Here is a 23,589-nt window from a genome sequence, read left to right on the forward strand (position 1 = left end):
CACAAGGGGAGAAACAAGCATGACCGCAGGTATCACCGGGGTGTTCTGGCTGCCCAGACTCGCCGAGGGGAATTCGATCGCACTCAACGCGGGTTCCCACGCCATTCCCATGTCCGCGGCCGCCACCGCCTGGGGCACCCTGACCGGGGCCTGGGTGGACGCCACCGCCACGGTGGTCCGGGTGATGGCCGAACTCGGTGTCGGTATGCAGAGCGTGAACGGTATCGGCGCGCTCGCCCGGCTCGTCGGATTCACCGGATGGGCGGAACAGCAGGGCACCATGGCCGCGGCCCTGGGCACCAAGGCCGCGTCGCAGGCGACGGCCTACACCGTGGCCTCGATCGCCATGCCGAGCCTGCCCGAGATCGCGGCCGTGAACGCGGCGCGCGTCGCGGCCCACAGCACCGGCGGCGTGCTCAACGGCAGCTCCGAAATCGCGGAAGCGGCCAAGGCCGCACTGGATCTGCGGGCCGCCCTCACCATGGAGACCTACGAGGCCGCGATCACGGCCCTCGTGCTGACACCGGGTGAATTCCTCAACCCGCCACCGATCGCCAACGGCGCCGGTCAGGCCGATCCGGGGCCGGCCGAAGATGCCATGAAGGAAGCCAACGGCGATCCGGTGAAGATGCTGGCCGCCGCGGGTAGCGCGCTCGCGCAGAACCCGGGTGTCGCCAGTGCCGTCACCCAGGCGGCGAATGTCGCGGGATCGGTGGCCGGTACGGGTGTCACCACCGTCGGCAACCTGGGCGCCAACGCGATCGCCGCGGCCACCACCACGTCGGCGCCGGCCTCCGTCGCACCACTGGCCCCCGGTGTGGTGACCGGTGCGGTCGCCGCGTCCACCGCCGCCGCGACGACCCGTGCCGGTGGTATGCCCAGCGGTTCGACACTCGGACTGAACAACGGTGGGCTCAAAGTGCCCGAGGGCTGGGGTGCACCCGCGGCCGGGGCGGCGGCGCCCGCCACCGAAACCGTCGCGGTGCCCCGCGGCGAGGCCGCACCCGTGCGCCCGGCCGCCCCCGCATCCGGCAGCCCGCTGCTGGGTAACGCCCGTGCCAACGGCGAGGACGATCAGGAACACGACGGAGCCGACTACCTGCGCGGTGATCACTTCACCGACGGTCGCTACATCGCCGACGGCGTGATCGGCGCCGAACCCCCACGGTCGGACAAGTGACGGTGCTGGGTGCGGGGCGCGGGCCGTCGATGCTCGCCGAGGTAACGCTGTCGCTCGACGAAATGCAGTATCTCCTGGAGAAACTGGAGATCGACGAGGTGCCCGTGGTCCTCGACGCGCGCGGTCGTTACGACAACCAGGTCGACCACGACGCGGCGATGAACGCCGCCGAGAAGTTGCTCGTCGAACGTGACCTGCTCGACGGCGGTCATATCCATCCGGATCTCGCCGACCGGCTGCGCGGGTTGTACCGCCCGCACTGGGTGGTGGCGCTACGGCTGTTCGTGGGCGGCCAGGCGAGCCGGATGTGCCTCGCGAAGGGCGACGATATCGTCACCGTCGCCCTTCGCGGTCCGGAGTCCTATGTGATCCACGAAGCCACCGAGGATCTGCCCGGCCCGGTGATCGCGGCGCTCGGCGCGGCGCAGCCGCTGGAGCTGACCGGTATGCGCGCACCCACCGAGCACCTCGTACCGATTTTCGATGATGTGGGCGATCCGGCCGCCACCGCGGCCCGCTTGGCGAAGGTCGGCAATCCGGCTCGGGACGCGCAGGCCATCGCTTCGGCCATGGCGCATTGTGAATCGCACGCCGAGATCGTCGGGGTCGTGTACGGGGACGCCAGTCGCGATATCGCGGACGGCCATATCGCCGTATACAACACCGGGGCAGGCCGATTCATCGCCACCGCAAGCGTCGCCGACGACGGGACGAAATGGACGTCGTTCAGTAGCGGTACCGACGCCCGGCTGCGAATCGCCCTGCAGGATCTCATCAATTCGCTACCCGAACGGTCGGAGTTCCCGCGCAACCCTGCCCTCGCCTGAGGGCGGAGCCGGGCGGGCGGCCGCGAAACACACACGGCCGCAGCGAATCCTGAGATCCACCGTGTTCGGAAAGCCGGCGATCAGCCCATCGGATCGTCGGCGCCGAATTCGGCCTTGCCGCCGAACGGTGGGGTGAAGCGGCCCCACCGCACACATTCCCAGCCGCCGCCGGGCAGCGGAAGCAGCTCGATGGTCTCGGTGTTGTCCAGGTGATTGTTGGTGGTGAACGGCGGGGCTACCCCGCCCAGCTCGCGACCCACCAAACGCATGGCGGCGCCATGGGTTACCACCAGCACATCGCCATTGCCGCCGTCTTCGAGGTACTCCGTGCGCAGGGCGGCGACAGCGGGCAGGAATCGTTCCAGGACGTCGCGGCCCGATTCGCCACCCGGCACACGTTCGTCCAGCCGGCCCTCGTGCCAGTGCCGGTACACAGTCTGGAACTGTTCGTGGGCTTGCGTACTGCTCAAACCGTCGAGTTCACCGAGTTGCACCTCGTGCACACCGTCGCGCGGTATCGCACGCACACCGGTCGCCGCCTCGATATAGCCGGCGGTCTGCCGGGCGCGCAGCGCATGCGAATGGAACAGGGCGCGCGGTGCGGCGGCCAGCCCCTCACCGAAGGACTTCGCCTGAGCGGCGCCTCGTTCGGTCAGTGGTAGGCCCGGCAGTTTGGTATCGAGGATTTTGGCGACATTGCCTTCGGTCTCACCGTGCCGAACCAGAATGAGCTTGGCGGTCACAGGTCGGCCACCCCTTTTCGTAGCTGGGTCAACCACAGCGCCGCGTCCTCGTCCGACGGGGGCGGGGTCCCGGTCGCCGAGGTGGCGGGCCAGGAACCGAGGAATCGGATACTCGCCGTTCGGTGCAGCGCCTTCAATGCCTCGGCCACCGCGGTGTCCTCGATATGGCCGACGCAGTCGAGGTAGAAGCGGTAGGTGCCCATACCGGTCCGCGTCGGCCGGGATTCGATGCGGGTCAGATCGATACCGCGAGTCGCGAATTCGGCGAACGCGCGCATGAGGGAGCCGGGCATATTCGGCAATTCTTCGATAACGATCGAAGTGCGATCGGCGCCGGTGGGCGCGGGCGCCACGCGCGGCGGCGTGACCAGCACGAACCTGGTGACGGCCTGGTCGTGATCGGCCACCCCGGAAGCGAGGACCGCCAGCCCCAGCCGCTCCCCCGCCAGCGTGGTGGAAACCGCGGCATCCGCGAGACCGTCACGTACGTCCTCCGCGGCCGCGGCGTTGGAGTCCGAGGTGTGGATCGCGATCTCGCCCCAGGTTTCGGCGACCCAGTTCCGGACCTGTGCGAGCGCCACGGGGTAGGCGGCCAGGGTGCGCACGGCCCCCGTATCGGTTCCTGGCCGCGCGAGGATGGTGAAGCTCACTTCCAGTTCGGTTTCGGCGACGATCTGCAGCCGCGGCCCGATGGCCAGCGAATCCAGAGTCGACGAGATCGAACCCTCCACCGAACTCTCGATCGGTACGACCGCCGCGGCCACGGCACCGTCGCGCACCATTTCCAGGGCGGCGGCCTGGCTGGCGGCAGCGATCCGCTCGACGGGCCCGTCGAAAGCCCCCGAGCGCTCGAATTCGGCGAGGGCCATCTCGGTGAAGGTTCCGGATGGTCCGAAATACGCGATACGCGGCACGTCTACGAGCCTACTTGGGCGAACCCCGAGCGCGCCGCCGGTATTGCCGGCCGAACCGTGCACGGGCGGGAATACGCGCCGGTCAGGCTCCGGGAACCGCCGGCTCCCGTAAGCGGATATCCCCGCAGCCGAGAAGAAGAACGTCACGAGCTGACTGCCGGCAACGGCCCCGTCAGGCAATGCCCCGTCCACACGCCGCTCCGGGACAATGCCCCGTCCACACGCCGCTCCGGGACGCTGTCACCCGCGGCCCCCGGGCTCGATCCGCTGGCAGGACAGCCGTCGCGATCCAGGATCGCCCGCAGCAGGCTCAGCACGCCTAGAAACCAGCCCGGCGGGAACCGTGGGCGCCGGGCAAATCCAGTAGATCGTGGCGGGCGGATGCCTGCGGGAGGACGATTTGCTCGCCGCCCGGCACTGGAGCGGAGCGTTCGATGCGACCGGCCGTGTCCAGCGCGCGCTCGAGGGTGACGACCCGATCGGTCCCCGGTTTTCTCCCGCGCCTGCTCCAGCGCACCGTGGGCGATGCGCTCGGCGGTGGCTTTTATTCGTCGAACAGGATTTCGTTGACCAGCTGCGCCACCGGCGGCTCCCCGTAAACGAGGTCGTTGATCAGCGAACGCCCCGGGTGCGAGCCCTTGCGGTGGCCCGCCCGGGCCGCGGTCTCGCCTGCGCCGGCTGTTCCGCTCCCCTGTGGCCCGAGCGGATGGACGGCTGGGATCAGGGCCCTTGCGCGGCATATCAGCTCTGGGACACGGCGGTCCCGGCACGAGCGGCGAGACACCAGGGAGCAGCCTGCCGCCGAAGTGGCCGCTGCACGGTCATCTGGTGGTTGCGCTGCGGACCAGCGCCCCGAGCGCATGCTCCAGTTCCGCCGGTGCCTCGCTCTCGATGCCCAGCAGGACTTCCCGCACAGCGTCGACAGCCCCGCTCGAGAGTCCGGTCAGGAAATCGATGTCCGGACTGGTCAATGCGCTGCGAATATCCTCGCCACACAACGCGGCGGCAGTAGCCGCGATGAGCGCCAGCGCGCGGGGCGCCTCGCCGGTCCGGGCCGCGAACCCGCCCGGCCGGTGGACTGCCGCGGCCAGGAAATCGGCAATGCGCTCGTCGGGGAGCGTCAGGTCGAGCAATTGTTCGCCGGCGAGCCGCCCTGTCGGCACCACCAAACCGTCGATCAGGCCGCGTTCCACCACGCGCAAGGGGACGCTCAACTGCAGCATTACCGGCTCGGATTCACCTGCGACCACATTTCGATAGTAGGCAGCCCGCCGGTGGGCGCAGCTGAGCGGCCCGGCAGCGCGGCGTACCGGCACGGGGGTTTCTGGAATCGGGCTGCGGCGATCCCTTGCGCCGCAATCGAGTTTAACTTAGCTTAGGTTAACCTAATAACTGATCGTTGAAGTCGGGTCCGCCCGCACTGGAGGTACCGATGGCGCCGACCGCCCCCGCCCCGTCCACCGCCGAACGCGTCCGCAGCGCCTGCGCCCACGCCGAACAGGCTGTGCTCGCACTGCCGGGCGCCGACCCGACCCCCGTCTCGGTGCACTATCTGCGCCAATGCGGCGATGTGGTGATCGCGGTACCCAACGAGAGCGCCGCGGTGTACGCGGCGCAGGAGCAGATCGCGGGAGCGCCCGCCGTTCTCGAACTCACCGACCACGCCCCGCTGCCGTTGCGCGAACCGGTGCGCGCGCTGGTGTGGTTACGCGGCTGGGTCCGCGCGGTACCGGCCCGCGCCCAGCGCACCCTGGTCACCGCGGTCGCCGAGGACCATCCGCACCCGGCCCTGCTCGATATCGGCCACACCGCCACCCTGCTGCGGCTGGTGCTGAATTCCGCGGTGGTGGCGGATTCCGCCGGCGCGGAATCGGTCTGCGTCGACGATCTGCGCCTGGCCACCCCCGACCCGTTCTGCGAGATGGAATCGGCCTGGCTGCAGCACCTGGACGCCGACCACGCCGACGTCGTAGCACAGCTGGCCCGGCATCTGCCCGCCAAGCTGCGGCACGGCCGGATCCATCCGCTGGCCCTCGACCGCTACGGCCTCACCCTGCGCATCGAAGGTATCGACGGCGACCACGATTTCCGCCTGCCGTTCGCCACCCCGGCCGACGACGTCGAGGCCCTGGGCCGCGCGGTCCGCACCCTGGCCGGCTGCCCCTTCCTCAACGGCCTGCGCAGCATCTGAACCTTCGCCCGTTCGAACGAACCCGCCCCACCGAACCGAAACTGACCGGACGAGCCGAGCGGCAGTACCTCGCACCAGCCGCCCCACCCCCTCGAAACACGCCAGCCGCATGCCCGACAGCAGCTACGACCGCGATGAGATAGCTCGAAGGTCCGGTCCCAGACCCCGCCGCCCGAATGCGCCCAGCGGTGCCGAGATGCCTACGAGAAACCTCGGAGGTCCACAGCACCGCGAAACCGAACGCAACCAGCGGCAGCGACGATCCGTACGAAGCCGTTGACGGTTCACATAACCCGAAACCAAACGCACCCGGCGGGGGTACCGAGATACCTACGAGCCCCCGAGCTCACGTAACCCCGAACCAACGCGCCCAGCGAAATGCGAGTCTTACAAGACCCTCACGGGTTCACATAACCCCGGAACCAAACGCAACCACGGCGGTGCCGAGTCATACGACGCCCTCACCGGTTCACATAACCCCGGAACCGAACGTAACTGCGGCGGTGCCGAGTCTTACGAGGCCCTGAGAGGTTTTGGCCCGTCCCTGCTGTCAGCGCTCGATGCGATGCGGCGCAGCCGCGAGTGTCGAGCGCTGACAGCAGGGACTTAGGGGGCCAAAACCCGCGGCGCCGAAGGCGCCGCAAAATTACACAGCATGAGCGAAAGCGGTTGGCTGGTGGGCGAGCGGGCGCGGGAGCAGCGGGCGATCCGGCTCGAGATCTTGGTGGTGCTGGCTGTCACCTTCGGTCTGAGCGGGGTCAGTGCCGCGCTGTCGCTGCTGGAGAGCGCCTTGGCGCCGGGTGGGGTCGGCGAGCAGACGGTGGCGTTGAATTCGTCGCGCACCAGCCAGTCCTTGCTCGACCTGATGTTCCAGCTGCTCGGTGTGGTGCGGTTGGCCGCATGGGCCGGACTCGCCTTGTATCTGCTGTGGCGCAGCGGGCTCGCACCTCGTGCGATCGGCTTGGCCCGGATCAGGTTCCGGCCCGATATCGTGCACGGCTCGCTCCTGGCCGCGCTGATCGGGCTACCCGGTTTGGGGCTCTACCTCATCGCGCAGAGCTTGGGAATCAATGTGACCATCGTCCCGGACGCGTTGGCGGATCATTGGTGGCGGCTGCCCGCACTGGTGCTCTCCGCGTGCGCCAATTCGGGTGCCGAGGAAATCGTGGTGGTGGCCTACCTGCTGACCCGGTTGCGGGCGCTGGGCTGGTCGGACAACTCGGCATTGGCCGCTTCGGCACTGCTGCGCGGCAGTTATCACCTGTACCAGGGCCTCGGCAGTGGGATGGGCAATGTGGTGATGGGCATTGTTTTCGGGCGGTACTGGCAGCGCACCGGCCGGTTGTGGCCGCTGGTGATCGCGCACGCGCTGATCGACGTCGTCGCCTATATCGGGTACGGAGTACTGCACGGACGGGTGTCGTGGCTGCCGTGACCCGCGGCACGTAACCCGGCTGGACACGATCGGCGCCGCGACCTGCGGCGCAGCGGTGCGCAGAACCACGCTAACGAACGCCGCCGCGAACCATAAGTACAGTCTGATGATGATGAACGGCGACGACCCCAGGATCCGCCGGGTGCCGCCGCACAGTGGAGCACCCGGACGAGGACCCGCGCGCAGGCCCGTCCCGCCCCCGCCGCAGGGCGGGCGGCCACCGGTCGAACCGCCGCAGGTGATGCGCCGCGGCCCGGCCCCCGGCCGGCCCACCGAGCGGTACGAACCTCCCCGGGCCTGGTCGCAGACACCGGACGGGCGTCCCGCCCCTCCGCCCCGGCAGCAGGGCCGCGGTGGCAAACCCGCTCCCCCCACCCACGCCCCCACACAACGTCCGGTCCCCTACCGGGAATCCGGGCACGCCCCCCGGCAGCGTCCCGTTCCGTATCGCGACGACCGCCGGCGGCCGCCGCCACCCCGGGACGGCGATCTGCCCTACGGCGGTGCCGCCCCCCGGCCCCGGCGGCGGAAACGCCGGCTCGGCCGGTGGTTCCTGGCTTTCCTGCTGGTCCTGCTCGCCGCGCTGGTGTACGGGGTGGTGTCGCTCGACGGGTCACTCAAACGAATCGACGCGCTCGGCGACTACGAGGATCGGGTCGGTAACACCGCGGGAACCAACTGGCTGCTGGTCGGTTCGGACAGCCGCGCCGGGCTCTCCGAGGACGAGGCCGCGGGGCTGGCCACGGGCGGGGAGGTCGGTGACGCCCGCACCGACACCATCATTCTCGTGCACATCCCGCCGTCTGGTCGCACCACACTGGTGAGCCTGCCGCGCGATTCCTATGTGAGCATCCCGGGTTACGGCCAGGACAAACTCAACGCCGCCTTCGCTTTCGGCGGTGCACCGCTGCTGACGCAAACGGTGGAGACGGCGACCGGACTGCGTATCGATCACTACGCCGAGATCGGTTTCGCGGGGTTCGCGGGCGTGGTGGACGCGCTGGGCGGTATCGATGTGTGTGTCCCGCAGGCCATCAACGATCCGCTGGCCGGGATAGACATCGCCGCGGGGTGCCAGGAGCTGAACGGGCCGCAGGCGCTCGGGTTCGTCCGCAGCCGGGCCACCGCGCTCGCCGATATCGACCGGATGAACAACCAGCGGCTGTTCCTGTCCGCGCTGCTGGAAAAGGCGACCAGCCCGGCCACGCTGCTCAACCCGTTCGCGTTGTGGCCCATGGCCGGTAAAACCGCGGGCTCGCTGACCGTGGATTCCGGCGACCATATCTGGGATCTCGGGCGCCTGGCCTGGGCACTGCGCGGCGATACCCTGGCGACGACGGTTCCGGTGGGCGGCTTCGAGGATACGGACAGCGGCAATGTGGTGCGCTGGGCCGATCCGGGGGCCGACCGGTTCTTCGAGGCGCTGGCCAACGGTGACCCCATTCCGGCGGATCTCACCGGCCAGTAATCCAGCTGACCGGCCGGGAGCCACCCGGCCGGGGCCCGGCCCCCGCGCATGACCACTGCCGCGCGATAATCGATGGCATGCACGACAGCGACCTGGCCCAGCCGTTCATCGCCGGGCTGCGGGCTCAGGTGCGGCACGGCCTGACAGCCTCGCAGCAGTATCTGGCGGCCGCGGTGTACTTCGATATCGAGCGGTTGCCTCAGCTCGCCGGGCATTGTTACGGACGGTCGGAACAGCATCGCGGGCATGCACTGCGGATCGTGCAGTACCTGATCGATCGCGACCTCGAGATCACCATCGGCGGGCTCGACGAGGTGCGCCAGACTTTCGAATCGCCGCGCGCCGCCGTCGCGTTCCTGCTCGCCCGGGAGCAGACCCTGACCGATCAGGTCACCGAACTCGCCAAGGTCGCACGGGAATGGGCCGACTTCCTGGGCGAGCAATTCATGAGCTGGCTCCTGGAATGCCAGCAACACGATGTTGCCGGTATGTCGACATTACTCGCTGTGACGGATCGCTCAGCCGGGAATATGTTCGATGTCGAGGAGTTCGTGGCGCGCGAATTGCGTTCCACTGTCCCGCAAACGAACAGCTCGGCGCCCAAAATGGCCGGTGAGGGCCGTATTAAATAAGGCAATACTATCCTCAATCGGATAAGGGAACACTATCCTCATTAAGGCTGCACTTGGATGACATAGCCCTTTTCCGGCGTTAATGTCAAGGCATGTCCAATCATCCGGAGAGCCCCCGCAGCAAATTCCACGGATTGCTGCACGATCAGATTCGGCACGAGTTCAATGCCGAGCATCAGTACATCGCCATCGCCGTGTGGTACGACAACGCCGACCTGCCGCAGCTGGCCAAGCGGTTCTATGCGCAGGCGGTCGAGGAACGCAATCACGCGATGATGATCGTCCAGTATTTCCTGGATCGGGATATCAGTGTCGATATCGCCGGAGTCGACGCGGCGAAGTCGCATTTCGAGAATGCCCGCGAGCCGATCGCGCTGGCGCTCGACCAGGAGAAGACGGTCACCGACCAGATCGTCCAGCTCGCGAGCACGGCCCGCGAGGAAGGCGATTATCTGGGCGAGCAGTTCATGCAGTGGTTCCTCAAGGAGCAGGTGGAGGAGGTCGCGAAGATGACCACCCTGCTGACCGTCGCCGACCGCGCCGGTTCGAACCTGTTCGATCTCGAGGAGTTCATCGCCCGGGAGATGAGCGACGACGCGACCTACGCGCCGGGTGCGCCGTCGGTCGCGGGCGGTCATATCTGACAGGTGACAATCCGGCCTCCGCGCCGAGCGACCGCCGTATGACACGGCGAGGCTCGGCCGGGGTTCGTGGATTGTTTCCCGGGTGATGCGAAGGGGAGCATCGGCCGTCCCGGCCTACTGCGCCGAGGTCGGGCGGCCGATGCTCCTGCGCGTCAGCCGGCGCCGGGTCGTTGTGTCGGCTGACGTTCGTCGCCGGGGGGTTCCAGAAACGGCGACCTCTGAAACCTAGCCGAGATCAGCTTCGGAAAAAAGAGTTTTTCGGAAATTTCTCCTTTTTATTCAGCGGAGGGTCACCTGCCGTGACCGCAGCCCGTCCCGTGAGCGTCGCTGCTCCGAGGTCAGGGGGCTGTCCACCGCCAGTGCCTCGTCCAGCCGGGCCCCGAATTCCGTAGCCGGGTCCCGCCATTCGCTCACATGCCGCTCCGGATCCAGATCGAACACGGGCACCAGCAAGCCGTGCGTCCGGAACGAGCCCGCGAACCGCGAACCCTCACCGAGATGCAGACCACCCGCCGCGTGCAGCCGGGCCAGCGCGAGCATCAGATCGTCCTCCGGTTCGGGCCGCACCCAGCGCAGATGCGCTTTCTCGCCCGCATCCACCCACCAGGGCGCCCCGATCGCGTCGGGCCCCAGGTCCAGCCGGTCCGACGGCATGATGGCTTCCTTCGCCTGCTCGATGGTGGCGGCGACCTGCGGATCGGGCTGAACGCCCTCGGGCACCCACCAATCGAAATCGCGGTGCACCACCAGATCCAGCGGCGCGGCGGACACGATCACATCGGAGAGGGCGGGACCGCCCGGGGCGGCATGCGCCACGGCCAGCGATTCACCGGGTTCGGCGGATTGCGCCCACAGAATCGAGGCCGCGATATCGGCGGCCGGATCCCTCGTCGGCGCCTGTACCTGTACACCGACGTAACCCGTGGGGGTATCACCGGCGCGTACCAGTGCGGCCACCGCGCCCGGAAGTACCGTGGCCAGCACCACCGCACGCTCGGCGGCGATTTCGGGCTTCAGCGCCAATTCGGCTGTCGCCGAGGGAACGAACTCCCGCAGCGCGACCAGATCGCATTCCGCGGCCAGGCCTTCGAAAGGCCGGGCGACAGCCTGCTCGGCCTCCTGCAACGCCGCCCGCCGCTCGGCCAGACGCTGGGCCCGGTTGCCGCCGGGTTTCGGACTATTGCGTTTGCTCTTACCCACGGCTGGTCAAATTACACGGCACAGCGGCCCGTCGGCGGCAGGCCACTCGGTTCAGCACTCACCGGTGCGGCGTTCAGCTGTTGGCGAGGACCGCTTTGGCGCGGCCCGGATGATTGGTCGCAACCCAGCTCACGCCGAGATCCGCGCACAACTGGATATCGTCGGGTTCGTCGACCGTCCAGCAGTAGGTCGCCCGGCCGGCCGCAGCCGCCTTGTCGACCAGATCCGGGTGCTCGCGCAAGGTCTTCACCGAAGGGCCCACCGCGGTAGCGCCCACGGTGGTCGCCGCGCTACCCCCCAGATAACGGGAGGATTCCCCGAGCAGCACGGTGGGCAGTAGCGGCGCCGCCCGGCGGATCCGCCATACCGCGGTGGCCGCGAACGACATCACCACCGCCCGGGAATGTGCCGCCGAGGCCGGTGTGGCGATTCCGAAACGCTGCAGTTCGGCCAGCACCTTGTTCTCCACCAGCGACCCGTACCGCACCGGATGCTTGGTTTCGATGAACAGTTTCGTCGGGCGGCTGCGCCAATCCAGGACCAGGCCGATGAGTTCGCTCAGCGTGAGCACCCCGGCCGGTACCCCGTCACCGAAGTCCAGTTCCTTCAGCTCGGCGAGGGTCAATTCGCTGACCAGCCCGGTCCCGCTCGACGTGCGGTCGACCGTGCGGTCGTGCACACAGACCAGATGGCCGTCGCGAGTGAGCCGGACATCGCATTCCACGCCGTCGGCGCCCTCTTCCAGCGCCAGCTCGTAGGCCGCCAGCGTATGTTCCGGGCGCTCCGCCGAGGCGCCGCGATGCGCGACCACGAACGGCGCGCGCGGGCCCTGGACCGACTGGTCACTGTGCTCGCTCACTGAGCCACAACCTCCTGTGCTGCTCGGCCGGCGCCGTCCCGGGAATCTGCTGTCGCGGCGTCCGGCGCCGTGCCCACCGTAGCGGCCCCGCCCGGATGCACCGGTTCGATCAGCGGCTTCGCCGGATCGACCGCCATCACCCAGCGGTGGGCCAGCCGGTGCCGGCCGCGCAGATCGCGGCCCTCGACAGTGCGTACGACCCATAGTGTGAGCACCGCGACCCCGGCCGCCGCGAGATCGGTGAGCGCGGTGAAGAGCACGCCGTCGGCCTTGGCCTGCAACGAATCCGCGGTCCGCCAGTACAGGGCGGCCACCGCCAGCAGACCACCGAGCACCCAGCACACCCACCAGATCCGGACGGCCCGCAGCGGCCGCGGGTCGTCGCGGCCGGCCACCGCCTCGGAGAGAAAGACCCCGGGCCAGATGAGGTTCACCCCGGGAATCAGGCTGCCGAGCGCGAGCAGGCGCGGCGAGCGCGGGTCGCGCCGGCCGGCCGCGGCGAAGACGGTGCGGCGCACCTCGATCAGCCAGCCCAGCGCTGCCGCGGCGGAGACCAAGGCCATGATCAGGGCGAACAGCGCGGCGGTGTTCACGAGCGCGTCGGAGAACCACAGCAGTGGCGGTTCGATGAGGCGGGTGCGATTACGCAGCAGAACCAGGTAGCGGATCAGTTCGGCCACCGCGGCCAGGCCGAAGAGCACCGCGGTGGCGAGCAGGGCGGTGTAGACCCAGCGTGCCAGCGCACTGAGCGGCTGTTGCGGTTCGCCGTCCGCGGCGGTTACCGGGCGATCCCGCAACCCCCAGCGCGGGATCTCGGTGTAGCGCGGAGTCGCGGCGGACCGGCGTTCACTGCCGGCCGAGCCGGCCGGACGATCGAGACGGCCGGGCCGGCGGGCGACCCAGCGGTAGTTACGGCGCTGCGGTGGCGCATCGATCGGTCCCGGGGACAGCAGGACCCCGCGACAACGCGGGCACCAGTGCATCGGCGTGCCCTGCACCGCCCAGCGCGTACCGCAGCGGGCACAAGGCTGCACCACCGTACTCACCGCGCACCTCGCTCTTCGTCAGTAGATCTTCGCGGGCTCGGGGCCCTCGCCGGCCAGCGCGCGGCCGTGCTGCTGCCAGGCCACCATCCCGCCTACCACGTTGACCGCTTCGTAACCCATGTTCACCAGATACTTGACGGCCTCCGCCGAGCGGCCGCCCTGCCGGCATACGACGTAGAGGTCGGCATCGGGGTCCAGCTCGCCGTAGCGCGCCGGGAGATCGGAAAGCGGGATGTGCACGGCGCCGGGCGCGTGGCCGAGCTGCCACTCGTCGTCCTCACGCACATCGAGCAGGACGGCGGCAGGCGCCTGCCCGGGCGGCTGGTCGAATTCGGCCGGTACGGCCTCGACCGTTACCGACGGGATTCCGAAGCTCGTCACGTTACTGATCCTGCCACAACCGCCGGTGTGGCCGCCGGGTCCGGGGCGAGCGGGCACCCGGCGGGCCGGTCGGGACGGACAGCGATCCGATCGGTGGCGACACGCCGGGCGATGCCGGTAATTTGCGAGCCCGGACGCCGGGCCGGTTCACGCAACGAGCACGAACGGACACCAGCCCGCTTTGATGAGTTATGTGCATAATTTACAACATCTTCCGGCATTGTCAGTTATCATTCAGCGCACCATTATCCCAGGCGCTCCGAATAGTCGTTTCGACCTGCGGAAACGGTGGATCCGAACGGCCGATCCGGTACTCCCCTCCAAAAATCCCGGAGCAGCCGTCCGGCCACCGCACCGGGCCGCGCCCCGTCACGACCCGATAACCACTTGGACGCCACCGGCGCCGAATCGGTTCCACCGGAACCGAAAAATGGGAAAATCCCCAGATCCCGGCAGTGACCTCGGTAATCTGGCGCCATGACATCGACCAGGGGGTTACTCGACGGATTGGACAAGGCCGGTCTCGACAAGGCGCTGTCGGAGGCCGGTTGCCTCGGATTGACAGTCGATTCCGACGGGAAACGACTGGAACTGGACCTCGAGGTGCTGAGCCTGCCGGAGCAAACGGCCGGCACATCCACCGACGAACGGTGGGATGACGTCCACGCACAGCGGGTGCGGCTCATCTTCCACGGGGTCACCAGAATTGCCGCATCATTGCGGATGCAGCGATGGGATGATCTGGAGCCGCGCATCCTGCCGCTGGATCTCTCCGGACTGAGCGCCGCGGTGCACAGTTTCGGCGGTAGCCGGCTACACGGCTGGGAGTTCGTCGACCTCGACGACAGCAGCTGGACACTCTGGAGCGAACTGCTCAGTTTCGACACCACGATCGACACCCGCATCGCCCGCCACGTCCTGGAATTCTCCCAGGAAGAAGGTATCGACCCACGCGAACTCGATATCCGGGTCTGGTTCGATACGGTGTCGGCCCAGCGCACGAACGGGCAACCGCTACCGCTGCCCGATCTGGTCGCCGGTTCACACCGCTGGTGGACGGCGCACGACAAGGGTGATCCACGCGCTTCTCACCCGTATATCGCCCCGCCCCTCTGATTCACCACCCGGGGCCCGGGTATACGAGGCGCGGGCCGATCGGGGTTTCGTGACGCGCCATCCATCGGCCGTACCGGGCGAGCTGTCCGGTGATCTCGCTCAGGCTGATTCGTACGGGCACGAGCACACCGATTTACCTGTGTCCTGGGCGGATCGCCGTTTCCGAGCGTGCTGGTCGGCATGCGCGACTCCGGCGCGGGAGGATCACGGCACCGGAACAAAAATGGTCGAGTCCGGCCCGATGTGGAATGGTGGGGTGTCGGGGCGAGTTGGACCGATCGGGTGTACGAATGGTCGGGAGCATCCCGTACAGGACGCACTCGACCCGACAAGGAAGGGACATCGTGGCTGAGTACACGCTGCCAGATCTGGATTACGACTACGGCGCCCTGGAGCCGCATATCTCCGGGCAGATCAACGAGATTCACCACTCGAAGCACCACGCGACCTACGTGGCCGGTGTGAACACGGCGCTGGAGAAGCTCGAAGCGGCACGCGAAGCCGGTGATCACGGCGCCATCTTCTTGCACGAGAAGAACCTCGCATTCCACCTGGGCGGTCACGTCAACCACTCCATCTGGTGGAAGAACCTCTCCCCCAACGGCGGCGACAAGCCGACCGGTGAACTGGCCGCCGCCATCGACGACCAGTTCGGCTCGTTCGACAAATTCCGCGCGCAGTTCACCGCCGCGGCCAACGGCCTGCAGGGCTCCGGCTGGGCGGTGCTCGGCTACGACACCCTGGGCCAGAAGCTGCTGACCTTCCAGCTCTACGACCAGCAGGCCAACGTCCCGCTGGGCATCATCCCGCTGCTGCAGGTCGATATGTGGGAGCACGCCTTCTACCTGCAGTACAAGAACGTCAAGGCCGACTATGTGAAGGCCTTCTGGAACGTGGTCAACTGGGCCGACGTCCAGGAGCGTTTCGCCAAGGCCACCAGCCAGGCGAAGGGCCTCATCTTCGGCTGATCGCCCGCGTCGTCCCACCGGTCCGGGTCGCGGCCGGTGAACGGCGTATCACACCGAGCCCGCGGACCATGGGGTCCGCGGGCATTTCGGCGTTTGCGGGAGCGCTGGCACTCTCTGGTACTTGTGTGCCAGACAACTTCTGCGCGATGCTCATCTTTCACACAATTCGCGGCGAGGCGGACCCGGAAGCGTAATCACGCGGGCCCGCGCTCACACCGCGCGAACAAGGTGGGCAGAGCCGCCCCCGGGATCCGTACGGGAGGCACCATGCGCGGCAACGGTCAAATCGGCGTGACGCCGTTCCACGCCGGCGGGACACTGCGCGGTTTCGTGATCTCCGGGCGCTGGCCGGATACCACCAAGGAGTGGTCGCAACTGCTGGTCCTGGCGGTCCGAGTGGCATCCATGCCGGGTCTGCTCGACACCTCGACCGTCTTCGGAGTCCGGGAGGAACTACCCGATGATCCGGCGCCGGATACGGTCGGGCTGGTGATCGCGGACGGTCCGGTACTCGGCGAGGAGAGGGTACAGCCCGGGCTGTACGCCGAACACACACCACCCGCGTTGTTCATGCTGCACCCACCGGCGGAAACCAACCCCTCGCTGCCGGAGTGCACGGGCGCCGCGTCCGGGTGCATCCTGCTACCCGGCCTGCCGCACCTCGGATTGGATCACCGGGCGGCCTGGGCCGAGGCCGAGGCGGACGGGACGGTCACTTCCCTGGTCAGCAGGGTCGGGCTGGATCCGATCAGCGACCCCGATACCGCCGTACTGGCCATGCTGCTGGCCGCCTGAACGGGGTGCCGAGCCCGGCGAGTACCGGGCTCGGCCACGACTGCGCACTCCCCGGAGGCGCGCCCGATTCACGGGCTACGGCAGCTTCGACAAGATCTCCGCGAGCTTTTCCATGATGGCTACCTGACCTTGTTGCAGCGCCGTGACGTCGGTACGCAGTTCGGCCTGTCCGGTCTCCAGGCGAGCATGTCCGGCCTCCAGGCGAGCATGCCCGGCCTCCAGGCGAGCTTGACCGGCCCGCAGATCCTGCACATCGGCACGCAGCTTCTCCTGCCCGGTTTCGAGTCGAGCCTGCCCGGCCCGAAGATCCTGGATATCAGCATGCAGACCGCCGAGTTCCCCCATGACCGCGCCGTGGTTGCTGTTGGTCCGCGCCCGCAGGATCCGGACCGATTCCGGTTCCTGTGCACGCTCGTTGATCAACTGCACGACCTGGGCCTCCAGGACAGTGAGGCGGTTCTCGATCGACATCTGGCGTGATCCTCTCGTTGGTCGGTAGTGTACCGATCGACCTGGCCGGTCAGGCTTATGTCCGGTCCCACGGCACCCCCTTTCGGTAACCCGGCCGTTCAGTGGCCGGAAGCGTTTCCCGCATCCTCGATGGACCCTGCTGCACACATCTCGGCGCGATCGTCGAGAACCCCCGCCCGCTTCGGTTGAGGACTCGCGATTCGATTGCTGAAGTGATGCCACAAAACCGTTCCGGACGGCCGGACAACGGTTATCAGGGTCCCCTAACTATGCCGATACCTTACCCAAACTTATTGTCAGAGGCCATTTTTCGTCGTTGCGTAATTGCGACACCGGCATCGGTGCGCTAGAGTTGCCGACAGCGAAGGGGAGTAGCCCCCAATCACGCGGTCGACATACTGACCCCACCGCCCCGGCGGCGGGTCCGGTCGCGTGAACCGGTGATCCCGGTGGGCGAGACCTTCGGCCGGACAGCAATTTCGTTTCCGGCCGGAGGCGAACCCGTTTCCGGCCGGAGGATCGGGAGCCCCTCGGATGATCGCCACCATCGGACTCGCCATCGGTATCGTCTTCCTTGCCGAATTGGGCGATAAGTCACAGCTCATGGCGTTGACGTTCGCGCTGCGCTATCGCTGGTGGGTGGTCCTCGGCGGTATCACCGCGGCGACCGCTTCCGTGCACGTCCTCTCGGTGGCCATCGGTCACTTCCTCGGCGCCGCGCTGCCCACCACGGCCATCGCCTGGGTGGCGGCAGTCACCTTCCTCGCCGTCGGGGTGTGGACACTGCGGGAACTCGCCGGCGACGACGGCGCGGAACCGGCACCGCCGCGGTTCGCCACCGCCGCGCCGTTCTTCGTGGTGCTCTCGGCGTTCCTGCTGGCCGAACTCGGCGACCGCACCATGTTCGCCACCGCCGCATTGGCCACCGACAACAACTGGGCGGCGGTCTGGCTGGGATCCACCATCGGCATGGTGGCGGCGGACGCGCTGGCCATCGGCGCGGGAATCCTGCTGGGCAAACATCTGCCCGAACGCGCCATCGGTTTCGGGTCGGGGCTGCTGTTCCTGTTCATCGGCGCGCTGACCGCCGTGAACACCGCGGTGCCGGCGCTGGGCCTCGGCGCGGCGATCGGTATCGCAGCGGCGGCCCCCGCCGCGGCGGGGGCGGCACTGTGGTGGCTGCATAGCCGCCGGGAGATCCGCGAAACCCCGGTGACCTCGACAGACACCTCCGATATCGAGGGTCGGCGAGTCGGCGGACAGCCCTAGCATCAGGCGCCGATCAGCGCAAGGGGACCGTCCACGACCCCGGTGCATCCACGGGTTAGGGTGCAATTGACGTTAGGCCAACTGGCTTGTCACGAACGAGAGGACCATCGTGGAGATTTCGGGTTCCGCCGCCATCGTCACCGGGGGCGCGTCCGGTCTGGGCGCCGCCACCGCCAAGCGTTTCGCCGATCTGGGCGCCACCGTCTTCGGGCTCGACGTACCGCAGTCGATCGAGCGCGCCGGCGACAATGTCCCCGACGGGGTCACCCTGCTCGCCGCCGATGTCACCAGCCACGACGAGGTCGCCGCCGCCGTCGCCAAGGTGGTCGAATCGGGTACCCCGCTGCGTATCGTGGTCAACTGCGCCGGTGTCGGCTGGGCCGGGCGCATCCTGTCCAAGAACGGCCCGCACGATCTCGAACTGTTCCGCACGGTGATCACCGTCAACCTGCTGGGCACCTTCAACGTCATGCGGCTGGCCGCCGATGCCATCGCCAAGACCGACGCGGTGGACGAATCCGGACAGCGCGGCGTCGTGATCAACACCGCCTCCGTGGCCGCGTTCGAAGGCCAGATCGGCCAGATCGCCTACTCGGCGTCCAAGGGTGGCGTGCACGGTATGACCGTTCCGGCCGCGCGTGACCTCGCGCAGTTCGGTATCCGCGTCAACACCATCGCCCCCGGCATCATCGACACCCCGATGCTGGCCGGCGTCACCGAGGAATACCGCCAGGGCCTGGAGGCCGGTGTGCCGTTCCCGTCGCGGCTGGGCCGCCCGGACGAGTACGCGCAGCTCTCGCAGTACATCGTCGAGCACGACTACCTCAACGGCGAGACCATCCGCATGGACGGCGCGCTGCGCATGGCGCCGCGGTAACGTCCCGGCTGCCGACACAACGCCCGCCCTCCGAAACCGGACGGCGGGCGTTCGTGTTGCCGCGGCAGCGCGGAACTAACCAGCGCTTCCCGTCGGGAGCCTCGGCCCTTTCGCAAGCTCGGCCCGCCACGCGTCGCAGACCGCGCGATCGGATCCCTCCCGATCGGCGCCGTCGGCACGGCATCCCGCGCGCGTATACCCTTCGCGATCGTATCCCCACCGGTCATATCCCCACCGGTCGTAGCCGGCGCGGTCGCGCCCGAAGCTGTCGCGTCCCTCTTCGTCGTAGCCGTCGCGGTCGTACCCGAGCCGGTCGCGCCCATCCTTGTCGTAACCGTCGCGGTCGCGCCCGAAGCTGTCGCGTCCGTCCTCGTCGTAGCCGTCGCGGTCGTAGCCGAGCCGGTCGCGCCCATCCTTGTCGTAACCGTCGCGGTCGTAACCGGATGAGTCATAGCCGGAGGGATCGTATTTATCGGAGGCAGGGACGAGGTGCACCGTGGTCGGTCCATGCCCCGGTCCCGCCGACGCCGGTGTCGCTACCAGGACAGGGGCAGCGAGCAACGCGCCGAGCAACGCGATCCGAAGCGAGGTATCGCGCAATCCGCGCCGCCGGGCAGCGGTGGTCGACATGATCGAACTCCATTCTGGAATACGAATCGTGTATTCCAGATGATCCACCGTCGATATCCCTCGGCGTGTTACAAACCGCAGGTGAGTGTTCTGGCCAAGTCGACTGCGCGCCTACATTTCTCGGCCACCGGGCCCTCTGGGAGCCACCGCGGCACGCGGATATCCGCCCTCCTCGACTGCCACTGACAGACGAGCGGAGGCCGCGGGGAGTGCCGCGACCTCCGGGTCCGGTCAGAGCGTACGCGTCAGTCGGTCGGCGAGGATCTGGGCGAACTTCGCCGGATCCTTCAGCTCCCCGCCCTCGGCCAATACCGCGGTGCCGTAGAGGAGTTCGGCGGTTTCGGTGAGTTCGGGGACCTTGCCCTCGTCGGCGTCCTGTTTACGGCTGTCGTAGGCGTCGCGCAGGCCGGTCACCAGCGGGTGGGTCGGGTTGAGTTCCAAGATCCGCTTGAACTGGGGCAGTTCCTGGCCCGAGGCCCGGTACATGCGTTCCAGCATCGGGGTCATATCGAAGACATCGCCGACCAGGCAGACCGGCGAGGAGGTCAGCCGCGAGCTGAGCCGGACCTCTTTGACACTGTCCTCGAGGGTTTTACCCAGCCAGGTCAGCACCTCGGCGAAATCCTTGTCCTGCTGTTCGCGCAGGGCCTCGGATTCCTTCTTCTCCTCCTCGGTCTCCAGGTCGACCTCGCCCTTGGCGATCGACTGCAGCGGTTTGCCGTCGAACTCCGTGACCGACCCGACCCACATCTCGTCGACGGGATCGGTGAGGATCAGCACCTCGCGACCCTTGGCGCGGAACGCTTCCAGGTGCGGTGATTTCTCCACCTGCTCCCGGGATTCGCCCGTCATGTAGTAGATCGCGTCCTGACCCTCGGGCATCCGCTCCACATACTGCGCCAGCGTGGTGGCCTCGGTATCGGAGTGGGTGGAGGCGAACGACGACACCTCGAGGATGGTGGCCTGGTTGTCGAAATCGGAGAGCAGGCCCTCCTTGAGGACCCGGCCGAACTCCTGCCAGAAAGTGCGGTACTTGGCCTGGTCCTCGGCGCCCTGCAACTCCTTGACGGTGCTGAGCACCTTCTTGACCAGGCGCTTGCGGATCATCTGGATCTGCCGGTCCTGCTGCAGGATTTCGCGGGAAACGTTCAGCGACAGATCCTGCGCGTCCACCACACCCTTGACGAACCGCAGGTACTCCGGCATCAGCTCTTCGCAATTGTCCATGATGAAGACGCGCTTCACATAGAGCTGCACGCCGCGTTTGTGTTCGCGGGTGAACAGGTCGAACGGCGCCTGCGAGGGCAGGAACAGCAGCGCCTGATACTCGAAGGTGCCCTCGGCCTTGAGCGGGATGATCTCCAGCGGCTCGTCCCAAGCGTGGCTGACGTGCTTGTAGAACTCGTGGTACTCCTCCTCGGACACTTCACCTTTGGGGCGGGTCCAGAGGGCCTTCATCGAATTGAGCGTCTGCTCCTCGACGACGGTCTTTTCCTGTTTGTCCTCGCCTTCACCCTCGGTGACGGTCCGCTCGACCTGCATGCGGATCGGCCAGGCGATGAAATCGGAGTACTTCTTGACGATTTCGCGGAGCTTGTACTCCTGCGTGTAATCGAAGAGATGGTCCTCGGCGTCGGCCGGTTTCAGATGCAGCGTGACCGCGGTGCCCTGCGGCGCCTCGTCGAGGGTTTCGATGGTGTACGAGCCGGACCCGGCCTCGGACTGCCAGCGGGTCGCGGTGGTCTCGCCCGCCCGGCGGGTGGTCAGCTCGACCTTGTCGGCCACCATGAATGTCGAATAGAAACCGATCCCGAACTGGCCGATCAGCTCCTCGGCGGCGGCGTCGGATTTCGCCTCGTTGAGTTTGCGACGCAGTTCGGCGGTACCGGACTTCGCCAGCGTCCCGATCAGATCCACCACTTCGGCACGCGACATGCCGATGCCGTTGTCCCGGACCGTGAGGATCCGCTGATCCTTGTCGACCTCCAGCTCGATGTGCAGGTCGTCGGTATCGACGTGCAGATCCTTGTCCCGGTAGGACTCCAGCCGCAGCTTGTCCAGCGCGTCGGAAGCGTTCGAGATCAGCTCCCGCAGGAACGTGTCTTTGTTGGAGTAGACCGAGTGGATCATCAGCTCGAGCAGCTGATGGGTCTCGGCCTGGAACTCGAGTTGTTCGACGTGCTCTGTCACGGTGTCCTATGTTAATCAAGCCTGCGCCGGGCTCGGCCGCAGGTCGGGCGGGGTAGCTGGGGGTTGCGCGAAATCCGCGAGCGCGGGGACTTCACGGTCGGCGCAGTGCGCGGCCGGCGTCCGTGGATTCATCCATTCACGCAGGACAGCCGTCGCGCGGACATCGTCTTCGTTGTACTCGAGCAGACGGGTGCGCTGGGTGAGATCCGGGGCGGCGTCGTAGCCGACCGCGCGCCGGTACCAGCTCATCGACGCCTCTCCCCCGGCCTCCGGATCGCGCCAGGCGAATCCGGCCACGGGCGCGATCTTCTTCAGGCCCTTTCCGCTCGGGCAGATGAACTGATCGGTGACGGCCTGGAACATATCCACCCAGTGCACCGAATCGACGAACCTCGTCACCTCCGCCGCGGTGGGGATCCCGGGGCGGCCGGCGAACCGGCGCGCGGACTCGTAGAGCCATTTGTCCTCGGCCGAACGCGAATAGCAGTAGGCGGCAAAGGTCTTCCCGGCGGCGAGGGCCTCGGCGCGCACGCCCATCAGCCAGGTCCAGAACTCGGCGAAGGAGCGGCCCTCGTCCTCGGTGGGCAGTGGATCCCAGGTGACGAACGGCCGGTACTGCCCGTCGAGCAGGGTGCCCCACAGGTAGGCGCCGTCCTCCTGGTAGCTCTCCAGATCGACATCCACCTCGACATCGGCGCGCCGCACCCACACCCGGTCGAACCGGCGCACCAGTGGCGCCTGCACCAGCCAGGCCCGCGCGGTGACCACCGCCTCTTCGAACGGCCCGTGCTGCCAGTCCTCCGGTTCCGGCCCGGACCAGGCGGCCAGTTCGTCGATGGTGCGTACCCCGAGCCCGCGCAGCAGATCCGCCCGGGAACCGGGCGCCACCACGCTCACATCGCGATGCTCGGTGAGCCACGCCTGGCAGCCACCGGCAGCGCCACGCGTCCACCACGGGCACTGGCGGCATTCGGGGACCTTCGAGGGCACGGTCGCGACCTCGCCGCGCAGGACCGCGATCCGGTCCGCGTACCGGCTGTCGTATTCGGTGAGTACCGCGGTGAGATCGTGCACCAGGATCCGGTCGAAATGGAAGCCGATGACGCCGCCGACCGGGGTGGCCGGGGCCAGGCCGCGGCGCTCGAGCATGCGGTACACGTGGGCCAGGCGCTGCTGGTCGCGGGGCTGCTGGCGGAGTTTGCGGGACCGGTCCGGTTCGGGGCGCCAGTGCAGCAGGTCCGAGGTGAGCGGGTGGAAATCGGCCGGTTCGGGTCTGCGCGGATCGGTGACCTTGTGGTTGACCACGATCACCGGGATATAGCCGCCCGCTTTGTCGCGCAGCAGGATCTCGGAGCCGCCGCGGCGGCCGGTATCGGGCTCCTGGGGTAGTAGCGCTCCCCAGATCCGGGCCGCCCCGGCCGCGCAGGCCCGCAGGGTGGCCTCGGCGCGGGCGGCTGCGGGCTGCGCCGGGTCGATGATCACCCAGCTGCCGGGATCCTCCGCGACCAAGGTGTCGCGGACCCGGTCGCGATGGGCCTGTGCGGCCGCTCGGCGCTGCTGGACACCGGGGTCCTCCCGCACCTCGGCCAGTTGTTCCGGATAGGTGGCATCGAGCCCGAGCCGATGCCGGCAGCCGATCAAACCGCGGGCATCGAGGAAAACCGGGCGATGGTGCCCGGGAGCCGAGGGGTCGACGGTGTGGGCAGCAGCGCCTTGCAGTTCGTCGGCCTCGCCGAGGGGGTCGTCCCCGGCA

23 protein-coding genes are annotated in these 23,589 nt (G+C 67.9%); 12 read left to right on the forward strand and 11 right to left on the reverse strand.

From position 1 onward, the window contains the following. Nucleotides 1-19: 19 nt before the first annotated feature. On the forward strand, nt 20-1,180 hold the full coding sequence (locus ACQEVO_RS29900; RefSeq protein ID WP_432919766.1) for a PPE domain-containing protein: 1,161 nt from the start codon (nt 20-22) through the stop codon (nt 1,178-1,180). Next, on the forward strand, nt 1,177-2,007 hold the full coding sequence (locus ACQEVO_RS29905; protein WP_432919767.1) for an ESX secretion-associated protein EspG: 831 nt from the start codon (nt 1,177-1,179) through the stop codon (nt 2,005-2,007). Before ACQEVO_RS29900 ends, ACQEVO_RS29905 begins: the two co-directional genes overlap by 4 nt. An 80-nt stretch (nt 2,008-2,087) precedes the next feature. Here ACQEVO_RS29905 and ACQEVO_RS29910 read toward each other — a convergent pair whose 3' ends face one another. The 3 genes from ACQEVO_RS29910 to ACQEVO_RS29920 form a co-directional block, all read right to left on the reverse strand. After that, nucleotides 2,088-2,750, reverse strand: a complete 663-nt coding sequence (locus tag ACQEVO_RS29910; protein WP_432919768.1) for a histidine phosphatase family protein — start codon at nt 2,748-2,750, stop codon at nt 2,088-2,090. After that, entirely contained in the window at nt 2,747-3,664 is a 918-nt protein-coding gene (pheA, locus tag ACQEVO_RS29915; protein ID WP_432919769.1) for a prephenate dehydratase, read from the reverse strand. Before pheA ends, ACQEVO_RS29910 begins: the two co-directional genes overlap by 4 nt. Before the next feature lie 821 nt (nt 3,665-4,485). After that, nucleotides 4,486-4,914, reverse strand: coding sequence for a hypothetical protein (locus ACQEVO_RS29920; RefSeq protein WP_432919770.1), 429 nt, complete (start codon nt 4,912-4,914; stop codon nt 4,486-4,488). 182 nt (nt 4,915-5,096) lie between these two features. On the opposite strand from ACQEVO_RS29920, the gene ACQEVO_RS29925 reads away from it, so the two are divergent. From ACQEVO_RS29925 to ACQEVO_RS29945, 5 genes are all read left to right on the forward strand, one after another. After that, the gene (locus ACQEVO_RS29925; RefSeq protein ID WP_432919771.1) at nt 5,097-5,855 is read left to right on the forward strand and encodes a DUF2470 domain-containing protein; all 759 of its coding nucleotides are present in this window, start codon (nt 5,097-5,099) and stop codon (nt 5,853-5,855) included. 655 nt (nt 5,856-6,510) lie between these two features. Further along, nucleotides 6,511-7,290: a CPBP family intramembrane glutamic endopeptidase gene (locus ACQEVO_RS29930; protein WP_432919772.1), complete on the forward strand. Its 780-nt coding sequence runs from the start codon at nt 6,511-6,513 to the stop codon at nt 7,288-7,290. 112 nt (nt 7,291-7,402) lie between these two features. Next, nucleotides 7,403-8,758: an LCP family protein gene (locus ACQEVO_RS29935; protein ID WP_432923167.1), complete on the forward strand. Its 1,356-nt coding sequence runs from the start codon at nt 7,403-7,405 to the stop codon at nt 8,756-8,758. Nucleotides 8,759-8,835: 77 nt separating this feature from the next. Further along, a complete protein-coding gene (locus ACQEVO_RS29940; RefSeq protein ID WP_432919773.1) occupies nt 8,836-9,390 on the forward strand; it encodes a ferritin in 555 nt (184 codons plus the stop codon). A 92-nt stretch (nt 9,391-9,482) separates the two neighbouring features. Beyond that, entirely contained in the window at nt 9,483-10,034 is a 552-nt protein-coding gene (locus ACQEVO_RS29945) for a ferritin (protein WP_432919774.1), read from the forward strand. Nucleotides 10,035-10,313: 279 nt separating this feature from the next. Here the strand turns inward: ACQEVO_RS29945 and ACQEVO_RS29950 are convergent, their stop codons facing one another. From ACQEVO_RS29950 to ACQEVO_RS29965, 4 genes are all read right to left on the reverse strand, one after another. Next, on the reverse strand, nt 10,314-11,234 hold the full coding sequence (locus tag ACQEVO_RS29950; protein WP_432919775.1) for a DUF5926 family protein: 921 nt from the start codon (nt 11,232-11,234) through the stop codon (nt 10,314-10,316). A gap of 73 nt (nt 11,235-11,307) precedes the next feature. Continuing rightward, the gene (locus ACQEVO_RS29955; RefSeq protein WP_432919776.1) at nt 11,308-12,093 is read right to left on the reverse strand and encodes a glycerophosphodiester phosphodiesterase; all 786 of its coding nucleotides are present in this window, start codon (nt 12,091-12,093) and stop codon (nt 11,308-11,310) included. Next, complete coding sequence (locus tag ACQEVO_RS29960; protein WP_432919777.1) at nt 12,090-13,139, reverse strand: DUF4328 domain-containing protein; 1,050 nt, start codon at nt 13,137-13,139, stop codon at nt 12,090-12,092. The genes ACQEVO_RS29955 and ACQEVO_RS29960 overlap by 4 nt, the downstream gene beginning before the upstream one ends. A gap of 18 nt (nt 13,140-13,157) precedes the next feature. Next, nucleotides 13,158-13,520 carry a rhodanese-like domain-containing protein gene (locus ACQEVO_RS29965; RefSeq protein WP_432919778.1) on the reverse strand — a complete coding sequence of 121 codons (363 nt, stop codon included), beginning with the start codon at nt 13,518-13,520 and terminating at the stop codon, nt 13,158-13,160. A gap of 477 nt (nt 13,521-13,997) precedes the next feature. On the opposite strand from ACQEVO_RS29965, the gene ACQEVO_RS29970 reads away from it, so the two are divergent. The 3 genes from ACQEVO_RS29970 to ACQEVO_RS29980 all read left to right on the forward strand — a co-directional run bounded on the left by ACQEVO_RS29970 (nt 13,998) and on the right by ACQEVO_RS29980 (nt 16,399). Further along, complete coding sequence (locus ACQEVO_RS29970; RefSeq protein ID WP_432919779.1) at nt 13,998-14,636, forward strand: hypothetical protein; 639 nt, start codon at nt 13,998-14,000, stop codon at nt 14,634-14,636. A gap of 344 nt (nt 14,637-14,980) precedes the next feature. After that, nucleotides 14,981-15,604: a superoxide dismutase gene (locus tag ACQEVO_RS29975; protein WP_033243809.1), complete on the forward strand. Its 624-nt coding sequence runs from the start codon at nt 14,981-14,983 to the stop codon at nt 15,602-15,604. Nucleotides 15,605-15,871: 267 nt separating this feature from the next. Next, nucleotides 15,872-16,399, forward strand: coding sequence for a peptidase (locus ACQEVO_RS29980; RefSeq protein ID WP_432919780.1), 528 nt, complete (start codon nt 15,872-15,874; stop codon nt 16,397-16,399). A gap of 75 nt (nt 16,400-16,474) precedes the next feature. Here the strand turns inward: ACQEVO_RS29980 and ACQEVO_RS29985 are convergent, their stop codons facing one another. Further along, nucleotides 16,475-16,870 (reverse strand): hypothetical protein, encoded by a 396-nt coding sequence (locus ACQEVO_RS29985; protein WP_432919781.1) that lies wholly within the window; start codon nt 16,868-16,870, stop codon nt 16,475-16,477. 534 nt (nt 16,871-17,404) lie between these two features. On the opposite strand from ACQEVO_RS29985, the gene ACQEVO_RS29990 reads away from it, so the two are divergent. Next, nucleotides 17,405-18,139 carry a TMEM165/GDT1 family protein gene (locus ACQEVO_RS29990; protein ID WP_432919782.1) on the forward strand — a complete coding sequence of 245 codons (735 nt, stop codon included), beginning with the start codon at nt 17,405-17,407 and terminating at the stop codon, nt 18,137-18,139. 109 nt (nt 18,140-18,248) lie between these two features. Beyond that, nucleotides 18,249-19,016 (forward strand): SDR family NAD(P)-dependent oxidoreductase, encoded by a 768-nt coding sequence (locus tag ACQEVO_RS29995; RefSeq protein ID WP_195055885.1) that lies wholly within the window; start codon nt 18,249-18,251, stop codon nt 19,014-19,016. Between the two features lie 75 nt (nt 19,017-19,091). On the opposite strand, the gene ACQEVO_RS30000 is transcribed toward ACQEVO_RS29995, so the two are convergent. From ACQEVO_RS30000 to ACQEVO_RS30010, 3 genes are all read right to left on the reverse strand, one after another. Then, the gene (locus tag ACQEVO_RS30000) at nt 19,092-19,646 is read right to left on the reverse strand and encodes a hypothetical protein (protein ID WP_432919783.1); all 555 of its coding nucleotides are present in this window, start codon (nt 19,644-19,646) and stop codon (nt 19,092-19,094) included. A gap of 231 nt (nt 19,647-19,877) precedes the next feature. Beyond that, nucleotides 19,878-21,836: a molecular chaperone HtpG gene (gene htpG / locus ACQEVO_RS30005; RefSeq protein ID WP_432919784.1), complete on the reverse strand. Its 1,959-nt coding sequence runs from the start codon at nt 21,834-21,836 to the stop codon at nt 19,878-19,880. Between the two features lie 15 nt (nt 21,837-21,851). Continuing rightward, nucleotides 21,852-23,477, reverse strand: a complete 1,626-nt coding sequence (locus ACQEVO_RS30010; protein ID WP_432923170.1) for a TM0106 family RecB-like putative nuclease — start codon at nt 23,475-23,477, stop codon at nt 21,852-21,854. Nucleotides 23,478-23,589 lie beyond the last annotated feature (112 nt).

Source organism: Nocardia sp. CA-290969, assembly GCF_050936135.1.
Classification (GTDB): domain Bacteria; phylum Actinomycetota; class Actinomycetes; order Mycobacteriales; family Mycobacteriaceae; genus Nocardia.